The 13255-nt window shown below is 66.2% G+C and carries 11 protein-coding genes; 5 read left to right on the top strand and 6 right to left on the bottom strand.

What is annotated here, in order from left to right:
- Positions 1-36 precede the first annotated feature (36 nt).
- The 6 genes from AC5RWA_RS14360 to mtrA form a co-directional block, all read right to left on the bottom strand.
- Positions 37-1260 (bottom strand): winged helix-turn-helix domain-containing protein, encoded by a 1224-nt coding sequence (locus tag AC5RWA_RS14360; RefSeq protein WP_494058088.1) that lies wholly within the window; start codon positions 1258-1260, stop codon positions 37-39.
- 30 nt (positions 1261-1290) lie between these two features.
- On the bottom strand, positions 1291-2016 hold the full coding sequence (gene hpf / locus AC5RWA_RS14355) for a ribosome hibernation-promoting factor, HPF/YfiA family (RefSeq protein WP_494058087.1): 726 nt from the start codon (positions 2014-2016) through the stop codon (positions 1291-1293).
- Between the two features lie 178 nt (positions 2017-2194).
- Positions 2195-3079 (bottom strand): ComF family protein, encoded by an 885-nt coding sequence (locus AC5RWA_RS14350; protein WP_494058086.1) that lies wholly within the window; start codon positions 3077-3079, stop codon positions 2195-2197.
- A gap of 76 nt (positions 3080-3155) precedes the next feature.
- Positions 3156-4874, bottom strand: coding sequence for an LpqB family beta-propeller domain-containing protein (locus AC5RWA_RS14345; RefSeq protein WP_494058085.1), 1719 nt, complete (start codon positions 4872-4874; stop codon positions 3156-3158).
- On the bottom strand, positions 4871-6817 hold the full coding sequence (gene mtrB / locus AC5RWA_RS14340) for an MtrAB system histidine kinase MtrB (protein ID WP_494058084.1): 1947 nt from the start codon (positions 6815-6817) through the stop codon (positions 4871-4873). Before mtrB ends, AC5RWA_RS14345 begins: the two co-directional genes overlap by 4 nt.
- Entirely contained in the window at positions 6789-7463 is a 675-nt protein-coding gene (mtrA, locus tag AC5RWA_RS14335; RefSeq protein ID WP_079597257.1) for an MtrAB system response regulator MtrA, read from the bottom strand. Before mtrA ends, mtrB begins: the two co-directional genes overlap by 29 nt.
- A gap of 178 nt (positions 7464-7641) precedes the next feature.
- Here mtrA and AC5RWA_RS14330 point away from each other — a divergent pair, with 178 nt between their 5' ends.
- From AC5RWA_RS14330 to AC5RWA_RS14310, 5 genes are read left to right on the top strand one after another with little or no spacing between them, the layout of a single operon-like run.
- A complete protein-coding gene (locus AC5RWA_RS14330) occupies positions 7642-9102 on the top strand; it encodes a proline-rich domain-containing protein (protein ID WP_494058083.1) in 1461 nt (486 codons plus the stop codon).
- Complete coding sequence (locus AC5RWA_RS14325; RefSeq protein WP_494058082.1) at positions 9092-9739, top strand: DUF4129 domain-containing protein; 648 nt, start codon at positions 9092-9094, stop codon at positions 9737-9739. Before AC5RWA_RS14330 ends, AC5RWA_RS14325 begins: the two co-directional genes overlap by 11 nt.
- A complete protein-coding gene (locus tag AC5RWA_RS14320; protein ID WP_494058081.1) occupies positions 9736-10947 on the top strand; it encodes a DUF4350 domain-containing protein in 1212 nt (403 codons plus the stop codon). Before AC5RWA_RS14325 ends, AC5RWA_RS14320 begins: the two co-directional genes overlap by 4 nt.
- Entirely contained in the window at positions 10944-11939 is a 996-nt protein-coding gene (locus tag AC5RWA_RS14315) for an AAA family ATPase (RefSeq protein WP_494058080.1), read from the top strand. Before AC5RWA_RS14320 ends, AC5RWA_RS14315 begins: the two co-directional genes overlap by 4 nt.
- Entirely contained in the window at positions 11939-13231 is a 1293-nt protein-coding gene (locus AC5RWA_RS14310; protein WP_494058079.1) for a DUF58 domain-containing protein, read from the top strand. The genes AC5RWA_RS14315 and AC5RWA_RS14310 overlap by 1 nt, the downstream gene beginning before the upstream one ends.
- The last annotated feature ends 24 nt before the right edge of the window (positions 13232-13255 follow it).

Below are 13255 nucleotides of genomic sequence, written 5' to 3'. Positions count from 1 at the left end.
CGGCAGGTGCCTGTTTCCCTGAGAGCGGATACCACCCTATGTGTTGGCGACAGGCCGGGCAACGGCCGCCGCGAGGGCGGCCGCGAGGTCTCCCGCAGGGTAGATCTCCACCTCGTGCAGTCCCAGCCACTCAGCCATCAGGAACAGTTCCGCGGCGAGTTCGACGGCGGTGTCCGGCGGCGCGTCCGGCTCACCGAACGCAGACCGGACGAGCAGTCTCCCGCCGGCGCGGTCAGCCTTCAGGTCCACCCTGGCGACGATCCGGTCTCGGAGGAGGAATGGAAGGACATAGTAGCCGTAGCGCCTTTTGTGTTCCGGCGTGTAGATCTCAATACGGTAGTGGAAGCCGAAGAGTTCCTCGAGCCGCCGGCGTTCAAAGACCAGGGAATCGAACGGGCTGAGCAAGGCACGTCCCGTCGCCCGCCGGGGCAGGACAGCATCAACGTGCCGGTAAACGTTCCTGCCCCAGCCGGCCACGGTCACCGGCTCCAGCCTGCCCTTTCGGACAAGGTGCTCCACGGACTCCACCGTTGCCTTCATGGGTGTCCTGAAGTAGTCGGCAAAGCAGCGCACGCTTCCTATGCCGTGTGCCTGCGCTGCTGCCTCTGTCAGCCGGTGCAGCGCCGCTGCAGGGTCGGGGTCATGGGCCCCGGCAGCGACATGCGGCAGCACCTTGCCGGTCAGGGTGTATTTGCGCTCAAACTGCTCGGTCCTGGAAGCAGCCGAGACGAGGCCCTTCTCGAAGAGATGCTCCAGGACGCGTTTCACCGCGTTCCAGTTCCAACCCCAGTTCACCCTTTGCCGGTCCTCAACGTGGCCGATTCTGGCGGTGATTTCCGAGGCCGTCATCGGGCGGCTGTGTGCGAGCGTATCCAGTATCTTCGCGGCGACGGCACTGCGCTGATGGGGGTCCATGCGCGCGGCGCCGACCCAGGCGCGTTTCTGCCAGTGAAGCAGGTCCGGGTAATGCTCCGGGCGGATATAGCTTGCCTCGTGGGCCCAGTACTCCACCATGCGACGGGGATGGACGCTGGACATCCGCCGCAGGATGGTGCGGTCGTAGTTGCCCAGGCGGGAGTAGAAGGGAAGGAAGTGACTGCGCGAGAGGACGTTGACGGAGTCGATCTGGACAAGCTGGATCTGGGCAAAGGTACGGCCCACCGTCCGTGAAGTCACGGGACCGGCGGGCCGTCCTTTGTGGAGTCCCTGTGCTGCCAAAGCGATTCGCCGTGCCTGGTCCAGGCTCAGCGCTGCTGACACATCAGTCCTCTCGGTGGGTGGCTTGCACCCTTAGGCGTTGGCGGCGGCGTCATCCGAGCGGTAGGCCAGGATCTTTTCTTCCACCACAGTATCTCCGGGCTCGCACTCATGGTCCAGCGTAATAACGCCGTACGTCCAGCCGCGGCGCCGGTACACCACAGAAGGGGTGTTGGTGGCCTTGTCAACGAAAAGGTAGAAATCGTGGCCGACGAGTTCCATGTTGTCTACGGCGTCGTCGAGGGAAAGGGACGCAGCAGGAAAGACCTTGCGCCTGATCAGGACGGGGGAATTCCCGGCGGGAATGTCATTGTCGACGTCGTAGGGGGACTTCTCGGCGGGGGCGGCCACAGCCTCGTTCCGGTGGCTCGCCTCAAGGTACAGCGGCTCGTGGGCACTTGCCGGTTCGAGCGTGGCAGTCGCTTCACGGACCGCCTTGGGAGTGTGGCGCCCGTGGTGGACCTTTTTCCGGTCCTTCGCGCGGCGGAGACGCTCAAGCAGTTTGTTGTATGCAAGATCAAATGCAGCGAACTTGTCGGCGGCGCTGGCTTCGGCACGGATCACGGGTCCACGGCCCAGTACTGTCACCTCAACGGTCAGCTGATCGCCGGTCTGCCGGGCATTGGTCTCCTTGGAGACCTTGGCGTCGACCCGCTGGACTTTGTCTCCAAGCGATTCGATCTTTGAGATCTTCTCCCCGGCATATTCGCGGAACCGGTCTGAAACTGTCAGATTTCGTCCGCTGATCATAAACTCCATGGTGCCCTCCAAATGACTTCGGTGACACGACGGCGGCGCTTCCCTGGGCCGAGCTGTCTGACAGTCGAGCCCCTCTCCGAGCCGCCATCGAAAGGTACATTCTGTTCTTGGTACCCACCACCGACGTTAGTTCATAGCCATGCGTTATTCATCCTTTCCTGGTTTATTTTTTTCTAAGTCATGGTTGCTTCCGCTGGTCCTCAGGGGAAGCAGCGCCGCCACCGCCGGCATCCGGCGCGCGTGTCGCGGCCAGGACTACGCCGCCCGCCACAATGGCACCTGCCTGGTGCAGTGCCCGTGCAGCTTCCGCCAATGTGGCACCCGTGGTGAGGACGTCATCAACGATGATGCAGCGGCGTCCTTCGACCCTTCCCTGGCCCCGGCGCCGGACCTCCATGGAGCCACGGACCCGCTTTGCGCGGGCACCGCGGTCCAGGCCTTTCTGGCCTCCCGTCAGGCGCAGGCCTTCTTTGCCGGTCTTCGCCAGGACGTTCACCACGCCAATGCCCGGAAGTTGCCGCGAAGCCTCTGCCAGGAGCAGGTGGACGGGGCTGAATCCCCGGTTCATGTACGCCGCGGAACTGGTGGGAACTGGAACGAGCGCGATTGACGGCCCCTCCCCCGCTGCCGCCCGGACAGCTCCGGCCAAAGAGCGGCCAAGAGCGGTTTTGAGCTGATGCTGGCCGTGCCTTTTAAAGGAGAGGAGGGCCTGCGCCAATTCCTCCCGGTAGACGCCGGCTGCAACGACCGGAAGCAGGACCGTTCCCCGGATGTCCATCAGCGCAGGCGCTCCGCTTTCCGCCCTGAAGGGTTCCTTGGTCAGGCGCCTGATGTGGCGCTCACAGGCAGTGCACAACGCCCGGTCTTCCGCGCCGCAGCACACGCAGTCCACGGGAACAGCCAGCGCAAGGAGATCGGCAGCGGCACCGGCCATTTGGTCGGCAAACCGCAGCAGTGTGCTCTGATGGTCAGAACGGTGCCGGGCAGGCCGGGGCGCAGGCGCCAGGAGGTCCGGATCGGCCCTGGACCGGCTCCTGCCGGGCAAGCCGGCTTTGCTGCTCACCCCTTAACACTCGGCGCGGTCCGGCATGAAGCGGAAGACGGCAGCAGGCGTATGTGGGTAAGTCGGGGTGCCTTGTTCAGCCCGGGAACGAGGGATCGATCGGGCCCTTGATCTGCGGCGACCATCCGTTGCCCAGCCGTTGGAAGATGCCCTCCGAGGACTGCGCGTAAACTTCCTCGGCGCCATTTCCGGCGCTGAGGGCCACCAACCCCGGCCACGGAGCAAGTTGCTGCGGCTGCCCGGACGTGAGGGACAGCAGTTCCGGGGTGACGTTGGAGCCCGCGGATCCCTTCATGACGGCCACGGTGGTATCGCTGACCCATGCGCCCTGGTCCGGGTTGCTTTCGGTGGCCAGCGTGACGGGCGCTGTCAGCTCCCGGGGCGTTCCGTCGCCACCCCGGATGATGCCTGTCACCTGCACTCGCGTCCTGCCGTTTTGCTCCGAGATGACCAGCGCTCGCACGCCTTCCCGCGAAATCCGGAATTCCTTGACCGTCCGTCCTGCAAGCCACGCCGGAGTCAGGGTGACTGAAGGGACCTGCGATCCTTCGGTGACGCCGGTGGGCCGGTAGGCAACCACCTCGGTGCCGCCGTCCGCTCCCGGGCCTGCGGTCCACACCCAGTCGCTGAGCCCGAAGGACGGGCGGCTCAACGTGCTTCGCGTGGTGAGCGCACGGGGCGGCTGCCCGGGGCTGATGCTGTACAGGGTTGTCCGGCTGTCATTGAGGAACGCGGCCGTCTGCGACACCGGGGATTCCGCCGGAAAGCGCGGGTTAAGCGCAGAGACGGGCTGCATGTCCGGCAGCGGGGAAACCCTGTTGTTCTCGTACCTCACCAGCTCATTTCCGCTGATGGCGATTTGCCGCGAGGGGACGCTCTTGTCCTGCACCGGCGGCAATACGGATCCGTCGTCCTCCACGCGCACCAGATCCTGGTTGGCGCGCAGCTCAACGTTGACGACGTCGGGCTGGCTGCGGAACGTCAGCGTCAGCTGCATTTGCATGCGGAGGCGGTCCTCCGGTGACGTTTCCATCAGCTCCTTCGCCGTCAGGTCCACCTGCGCGGCGCCTGAAACTACGGGGACCGATTCGCGGGCCAGCTTGATTCCGGATGGGAAGGCACTGGCTACGGCACCGCGGAGGTACGGGGCCGGCCCGGCGAGCAGGGCGCTCGTCATGGACTTCACCGTTTTGTTCCTGATGAACCAGCGGACGTCCGGGACGGCGAACGTGAAGGTGGGGTCGAAGAAGTAGATCGGATATGCCCCGTAGATCACCTTGAAGGTTTCCTCGGGGATGGCCGTGCCGTCCGGAATGGCCGAAATCCTCCACTCACCGTCAACCTGGGTGACGGTGACTGGTATCTTTTCGACGGTTCCTTCCGGCGACTGTGTGGCGATACCGTCAGCGTCAACGGTATAGGCGACGTCCAGCTCGTAGTTGAAGACGTTTTCAGTATCCGTTGCAACGACGCGGGCGTCACGATAGACGAGCGCGCGCTGGTCCGGCTTCCAGGACACGGATGATGCCTGCGTCAGGTACTGGCGGGCCACGGCGTAGTCGTCCTCGTACCCGCTTCCTGCCCGGTAGAAGTAGTCAATGATGGTTTCCGGCGATGCACCGTCTTGCGGGGCGGCCGGCAGGAACACCGGTGCGCTGAGGTTTCCGGCGCTGCCTTCGCTGCTCTTCCCGACAGGTCCTGATGTGGGTATTCGCGCGCAGCCCGCCAGCAGGACCAGCAACAGGGCAAGCAGGAAGGCAGCGCATCGTGCCTGGCCGTGGCCGCGGCCCATCATGGGGTCTCCTTTGACGTCGGCACCGGAACCAGCCGCGAAGAGCCGGTTTCGAGGACCAGCATGTTCCTGTTGTCGGTTTCCCGGGGGATGTTGCCGGGCTCCCCCGGAATCATGACGTCGTCCGGTTCGAGATGGATGGGGGATGTATCAATGTCCTCGCCTTGGCGCAGCGGCAGTGTGAGCAGGAAGTTGGCACCGCTGCCCTTCCTGCCCCACGCCTGCAGCCAGCCGTTGTGCAGCTTGGTGTCCTCCATGGCAATGGACAGCCCCAATCCGCTGCCTCCCGTTGTACGGGCACGGGCCGGATCCGCACGCCAGAACCTGTCGAAAACGCGGGCGGCTTCCGCCGGCTCCATGCCGATGCCATGGTCTCGGACCGCAATTCCGACGGCGGTTTGGCTGGCTGCCACGGTGACCGTCACCGGTTTTCCTTCACCGTGTTCAACGGCGTTCAGGATCAGGTTCCGCAGGATCCGGTCGATCCGCCGGGCATCCATGTCCACGATGATGGCGCCCGCCGGAGCGCTAAGGACAATCCCGGAACCGTATTCGGCCGCTACCGGCGCCGCACCTTCAATGACGTGGGCAACAACCTGCAGGATGTCCTCGGCTTCCGCATCCAGCACGGCCACGCCGGCGTCGAACCGTGAGATCTCAAGGAGATCCGACAACAGCGATTGAAAGCGTTCCACCTGGTTGTAGAGCAGTTCAGCGGAGCGCTTGTTAATAGGGTCAAAGTCGTCGCGGGCGTCGTACAGGACCTCCGCCGCCATCCGGACCGTGGTCAACGGCGTCCTCAGCTCATGCGAGACATCGGATACGAAGCGCTGCTGCATTTGCGAAAGGGTGGCCAGCTGCGTGATCTGCTCCTGGAGGCTGGCAGCCATGTGGTTGAAGGAGGCGCCGAGGCGGGCCACCTCGTCCTCACCACGGACCACCATCCGCTCCTGCAGCTGTCCGGCGGCAAGTTTCTCCGAAACCATCGCGGCATGGCTGACCGGGCTGACGACGTTGCGGGTGACATACCAGGCCACTGCACCGATCAGCAGCACCAGTACAGCGCCGCCTGCCCACAGCACGCTCTGGATCTCGTCCAGGGTCTGCTGTGCGGTGTTAAGGTCGTAAATCAGGTACAGCTCATAGACCGTGCCGTTAAATGTCACCTTGTTGCCAACGGCGATGCCCGGCCGGTCCTCAGTGCCCACCGGAATGACCGTGGACGCCCAGTACTGGTCCTTTCCGGACTCCTGCACGGCTTTGCGCAATTCAGGTGGAATAACGCTGACCGTCAACTGGTCGGAGGCACGGGACTCAACCCAGCGGTTCCTCGGCTTGGTCTGCTCAGGCATGGCCTCGAACACGTAGCGGCGCTGGATTACCGAGCCGCGCCCTTCGACCGCGTTCAGGGTGTCGTAGACCAGGGTGATAACGCTGGACTGGTCGGTGACCTGGGCGCCGTCGAAGGTGTCCTGGACCTGCTTGACGTGGTAGCGCGTCTCTGACTCGGCCTGTGTCAGGCGCTCCTGGAAAAGGTTGTTGGCGATCTGGTTGGAAAGGTAGGCGCCAACAACCGCGAAGGAGGTGACGGCAAGCAGCAGCGTGGTGAGAACCGTCCGGAATTGCAGCGACCGCCGCCACCGGCGGTGCAGGGCACGGCCAATGTAGCGCAGGGCCGGCAGGAAGCGGCGGAAACCCATCCTGACGAGCCGTGCCACACGCAGGCTGACGATCAGTGCACGCCGCTGCCAGATCCGGGCTCGGAACGCCAGGCGCCGGAAGCCCGGGGTCAGGGCGTCCGTGTGTCCGGGGGCCGCATCGGGGTCAGTTGTTCCGGGGCGGCCGGTGTTGCCTCCGGCAGCGGGGGTCGCGGGAGCGGGAACGCCCGGACCGCGTCCCCCATCAGGTGCAGCGGGATCAGGCCCCTGCTTTGTAGCCGACACCACGCACCGTCAATACGACTTCAGGAGCCTCAGGGTCCTGCTCGATCTTGGACCGCAGGCGCTGGACATGGACGTTGACCAGGCGGGTGTCCGCTGCGTGCCGGTAACCCCAGACCTGTTCGAGCAACAGTTCGCGGGTGAAAACCTGCCACGGTTTGCGGGCGAGGGCCACCAGGAGATCAAACTCAAGCGGAGTCAGCGAGATGCGCTCATTTCCCCGGCTGACGGTGTGGCCGGCGACGTCGATGGTGATGTCGGCGATCCGGAGGGTTTCGGGGGCCTTCTGGTCCCCCGGGCGGAGGCGGGCACGGACGCGGGCCACGAGCTCGGCGGGCTTGAAGGGCTTCGGCACATAGTCGTCGGCACCGGATTCCAGTCCGCGGACGACGTCGGAGGTGTCCGACTTGGCGGTGAGCATGACGATAGGCACATCCGACTCGGACCGGATCTGCCGGCAGACCTCGATGCCGTCCACGCCGGGAAGCATGAGGTCCAGCAATACAAGGTCCGGCCTGGATGACCGGAAAACGTCAAGCGCCTTTGCGCCGTCAGCGCAGAAGACCGGCTCGAAGCCGTCATTGCGAAGAACAATTCCAATCATTTCGGCCAGCGCTTCATCATCATCAACCACCAGAATGCGTGCCTTCATAGTTATATATTCCCTTATCAGGCAGGCTTTGTCCTGTTCAGCGCCTTACGGCATGGCGGAACGCTAGGACGTCCGACGCCGGAACTATAGGCTGGGGATGATGCCGGACCTTCCCGGCGCCCTCCGGAAGTCGTACTGCGGGCGCGGGCAGCATTCGGACCAGCACGGGGGAAGGAACATGGTGTCATCACAGGATTCAGGCCAGGAGGAGCCCGGACGCCGGGACGGGCGCGCTGACGGGCGGGACCAGGACGGCCAGGGCCCGGGAGACGCCTCCACCCCTGCATCACCGGCCAGCCCGGATCCATGGGGTGAAACGCCGCAGTGGAAACCCCCAGCCGGGCAGCAGGCACAACAGCCGTGGGGGCAAAATACCTGGCACCCGCCCGCCGGCCAGCAGCCCAGCCAACAGCCGCCAGGGCAGCCTTGGGGACCACCTTCCTGGCAGCAGCAGGCCCCCGGACAACAGCCTGTCTGGGGCGCAAGCGCCGGTGGCGCATTCCCCCAGGGCGCATACCCCCAAGGCACCTATCCGGGACCGCCGTATCCCGGAGCCCACTACGGTGGCCCCTACGGCCAGCCCCGCTACGTTGCCCCGCCCAAGCCGGGCATTGTTCCGCTCCGCCCCCTCATGTTCGGGGAAATCATGGACGGCTCCTTCCAGGCCATCCGCCGGAACGCCAAGGCCATGCTGGGCGCGGCCTTGCTGGCCCAGTCACTGGTGGCCATTCTCGCAGCCGTGATTACCGCGGTAACCGCAACCTCCGTGGGTTCCATCGAAGCCTGGGCAGAGACTGCCAGCCCCGCGGACCTCGCCTCGCTGGGGTTGGGCTTCGGTGCCGCCATCCTGGTGGTCGGCATCCTGACACTGTTTACCTCGGCGATCCTCCAGGGCGCCATGGTGGTTCCGGTGGCCCGGTCCATCCTCAACCGCCGCACGGGCTTCCGGCAGATGTGGACCCTGGCGCGGTCGAGGGCGGGCGCCCTGGTCCGCCTTGCGCTGGTGCTCATGGCGGCCGGCCTGCTGGCGTTCGCACTCCTCGCCGGGGTGGCCGTCGCGCTGGTATCCGGCATGGAAGGAACCGGGGCCCTCATACTGGTACCACTGGTCCTGGGCTTTATTGCGTTGTTCATCTGGATCACCATCAAAGTGATGGTGGCTCCCGCTGCGGTTGTCATTGAGGAACTCGGAGCCCTGGCCGGGTTACGCCGGTCCTGGGAGCTGACCCGCGCCAACTGGTGGCGGATCCTGGGAATCACGCTCGTGGTCAGCATCATGGTGGGAGTCATCAGCCAGGTGGTGATGATCCCGGTGAGCCTTCTGACAAGCCTCCTCACCACCTTCGCATCACCGCACGGCGGCAGCGGGCAGGAAGCTGCGGTGGCTGTGGCTGTTGGAGTTGTCACGGCGGTCCTTGGCGCCCTGATCGGGGCACTTGGTTATGCGTTCCAGACGTCCGTCATGGCCCTGCTCTATATGGACCTGCGGATGCGCAAGGATGGCCTGGACATCGTGCTGTTGCGGCTGATGGAATCAGGCGCTGATCCCGACGGCGTCCCGGGCCGCGGCGTCGCGGCGGGGGTTCCGGGACGGGAAGGTCACGGGCCTGCGGCGGGAGCCTGGCCGGATGTCCGCTGAGCCGCCTGTGCTCCCGGATGCGGAGGAAGCCCGGCGCTGGGCAGTGGAGGAACTGGGCAAGTCTGAGTACCGCGAGGCCACCCCGTCCTGGCTTCAAACGCTGTGGATGGACTTCCTGGACTGGCTCTCGTCCCTGGATGGGTCCGCCCAGTCGGCGGGGCCATTGCCAACACCGGTCATCGGGATCGTGGTCGCCCTAATCATTGCCGTCGCCGTCATCCTCGCCCGGCCACGCCTGAACGCCGCATCCAGGCAGCCCAAGGACGTTTTTGAGGCGGACTACGAGGTGACTGCGGCTGACTACCGGCGGCGCTCCGAAGCGTCTGCCGCGGCAGGGAACTGGGGGGACGCCGTCGTCGACCGCTTCCGCGCGCTCGTCCGCTCGGCCGAGGACCGCACCATCCTGGATCCCCAGCCCGGCCGGACGGCGGACGAAGTGGCGCGCGAGTTGTCCGTGCCGTTCGGCGCGGAAGGGCACCGCCTGGACCACGCGGCAAGCACTTTCGACGCCGTCCGCTACGGAAACATGGCGCCGGGCAGCTCCGATTATGCGGACATGGCCGCCCTGGACGCCGCCCTCGAAGCGGGCAAACCCGAACGTTCCCAGGCACAGGGCCGCGGGGAGGTCATGCCATGACGGGCATTGATACCGCCGGCATAAGGCAGCCGGAGACCAGAGTTGACGGTCCGGACACGCTCCCGGCGCCCGGTCGAGGCCCGCTTGGATGGCTGCGAAGGCACCGGTCCCTCGCCGTCCTCGCCACGGTTTGCGCCATCGCCCTAGGTATGGCCGTCTGGGGCCAGCTTGCCCCCAAAGGTGACGCCACTCCCCTGTCGGTCAGCAATGCGGGACCGGAAGGGGCACGGGCAGTCAGCGAAATCCTCGGCCGGCACGGAGTTGACGTGCACAAGGCCCGAAACTTCGAAGCAGCCATGTCCGCGTTGGAAGCAGGCTCCTCCCCTACCCTCCTGCTGTACGACCGGAGCGGTATCCTCGACGAACCGCGGCTCCTTGATCTTGCGGCCGCAGCGGGGCGGTTGGTGCTGGTGACGCCCAGGCTGGAGACGCTGTCCGCCCTGGACAGTGACATCCGGCAGGCGGGTGTGGTGCCCGATGCCTCCCCCGCACTCGTCCCTGGCTGCTCCCTTCCGGACGCGCAGGCTGCCGGGGACATCTCCGGCAAGTCGGGCTTCGTGTACGACGGCGGGGTGTCCTGTTACCGTCCTTCCGGTTCGGCCGCCGGGCTGCTTGCCGTCAGCGGGGACGGGCGGTTGTCCGTCCTGGGCAGCACCGGAGTGTTGAGCAACGACGGGCTGGATGAGCTGGGACACGCTGCACTGGCCCTTCGGACCCTCGGCGGTTCATCGGACCTGGTCTGGTACCTGCCCTCGCTGGAGGACCTGAATACCTTCGGCTCACCGCAAACCCTCGACGACCTGGCGCCGGATTGGGTCCGGTATCTGGGTCCCTGGCTCATCGTCGTGGCCTTGACGGCGATCGCCTGGCGCGGCCGGCGCCTCGGTCCCCTGGTGTTTGAACCGCTGCCAGTGGTGGTCAAGGCAGTAGAGACGGCGGAGGGACGCGCGCGGATGTACCACGACGCGCACGCCGTCGAGCAGGCCCGCGACAACCTCCGGGCCGGAACGCTGGCGAGGCTTGCCGGGAAGTTGCGCCTGGGGCCGGGGGCCACTGCCGAGCACACCATTGATGCGGCGGCACGGTTGCTGGGCAGGCCCGCAGCGGAAGTCCGGGACCTCGTCAACCACCATCCCCGCACCGAGGCCCGGCTCGTGGCCTGGGCGCAGGAACTGAACAACCTAGAGAAAGAGGTCAGCAGCCGATGAGTGAACACGGCAGTGGCCAGCGGGTCCTTGATCCGATGGAGCACGATTCCGCCCGGCAAGCCCTTTTGGACGTGCGCCATGAGGTGTCAAAGGCGGTGGTGGGGCAGGACGCCACCGTTACCGGAATGCTGATCGCCCTGCTGTCCCAGGGGCACGTGCTGCTGGAGGGTGTGCCGGGAGTCGCCAAGACCCTGCTGGTGCGTGCCCTGTCCGCCGCGCTGAGCCTGGATACGAAGCGCGTGCAGTTCACCCCCGACCTGATGCCGGGGGATGTCACGGGATCCCTGGTGTACGACTCGCACACGTCCGAATTCACCTTCCGTGAGGGGCCCGTCTTCACCAACCTCCTCCTGGCGGACGAAATCAACAGGACGCCACCCAAGACCCAGGCGTCGCTGCTGGAGGCGATGGAGGAGCGGCAGGTTTCGGTGGATGGAGTGTCCCGGCCCCTGCCGTCACCGTTCCTCGTGGCCGCCACCCAGAACCCCGTGGAGTATGAAGGGACGTATCCACTTCCGGAAGCGCAGCTGGACCGGTTCCTGCTTAAGCTCACCATGCCGCTGCCTGATCGGCGGGATGAGATGGAGGTCATCCGCCGCCACGCTGCCGGCTTTGATCCGCGTGACCTGGCCGCCGCCGGCGTCCAGCCCGTTGCGGGTGCCGCTGACCTGGAGCGGGCACGGCACGCGGTAAGTGGTGTGGCCGTGGAGCAGGAAATCATCGGCTACATCGTGGACCTGGTGCGTGCCACCCGCACGGCGCCATCATTCCTGCTGGGTGTTTCGCCCCGCGGTGCCACGGCACTCTTGAATACATCCCGGTCCTGGGCCTGGCTTTCCGGCAGGGGTTTCGTGACCCCGGACGATGTCAAAGCACTGGCACTGCCCTGCCTGCGGCACCGGGTTGCCCTGCAGCCGGAAGCCCAAATGGACGGGGTCCGCGTGGACGATGTGCTGGGCAGCATCCTGGCGTCCGTTCCCGTTCCACGCTGATGGCCATCTCCGGGCGTTACGTGCTGCTGGTGCTGGTGGGCCTGGTGCCGGTCCTGCTGCTGCCCGGGTGGGGAACGGTGCTGGCCGTACTGGGCGTGCTTGCCGCGCTGGCAGCAGCCGACCTGGTCCTTGGCGGTTCGCTGCGGTCTGTCCAGGTCCAGCGTTCCGAGCCCGGAAATGTCGCCCTGAACGGGACCATCGATGCCAGGCTCACCGTCCGGAACGACGGGAACCGGCGCCTGCGCGGCACCCTCCGCGACGGCTGGCAGCCGTCGGCGGGGGCACGAAACCCTGTCCAGGATATTGACATCCCGGCCCACGAAAGCAGGCGGGTCACCGTCCGGCTGCAGCCGGTCCGCCGCGGAGACCTCAAGGCCCCGCACGTCACGCTGCGCTCCTTCGGACCCCTGCGGCTCGCCGCCCGCCAGCGGACCATCGAGTGTCCGGGCGCAGTACGTGTCCTGCCGCCTTTCCATTCGCGGCGGCACCTGCCGTCCAAGCTGCGGAAGCTCCGCGAACTCGACGGAAAAGCTGCCGTGCAGATCCGCGGGGCCGGCACCGAGTTCGATTCCCTGCGTGACTACGTCCGGGGCGACGACGTACGTTCCATCGACTGGCGGGCCACCGCCCGCCGTTCCTCCGTCGTCGTCCGCACCTGGCGTCCGGAACGCGACCGCCGCGTGGTGATGGTCCTGGATACGTCCCGGACCTCGGCAGCGAGGATCGACGACGAGACCCGCCTCGATACCGGCATGGAAGCTGCGCTGCTGCTCGGCGTCCTGGCCGAGCGCGGCGGTGACCGGGTTGACTTCCTGGCCTTTGACCGCCGGACCCGTGCCCGGGCAGGATCTGCCGTGCAGGGCAACCTGCTGGGACAGCTGGTGCAGGCCATGGCACCGCTGGACGCGGAGCTTATCGAGATGGACTGGCCCGCCGTGCCGGCGCAGGTCCGCGCCGTCACCGCACACCGGTCCCTGGTGGTGCTGCTGACCTCGCTGGACGGCGGCGCGCCGGAGGAAGGACTCCTTCCAGCCGCCGCGCGGCTTGCCAACGACCATGTTGTGGTGGTGGCGGCTGTTCGCGACCCCCAGCTGGGCGTCATGCTCCGGGACCGCGCCGACGCCACCGGGGTTTTTCGTGCCGCAGCTGCCGAACGGGCGCTCCTTCAGCGCGCCGCTGTCAGCGCGGAGCTCCGCCGCCTCGGGGTGGAAGTGGTGGACGCCGAACCGCACCAGCTGCCGCCGCGGCTGGCAGACATGTACATCAGGCTGAAAGCGGCCGGTAAATTGTGAAGCCGGCAGAGTTTTTTGAGCAGG

This window comes from Arthrobacter sp. 210 2, from assembly GCF_059093025.1.
Note: the sequence above shows the minus strand (reverse complement) of the source record. Positions and strands in the feature narration are given on the sequence as shown.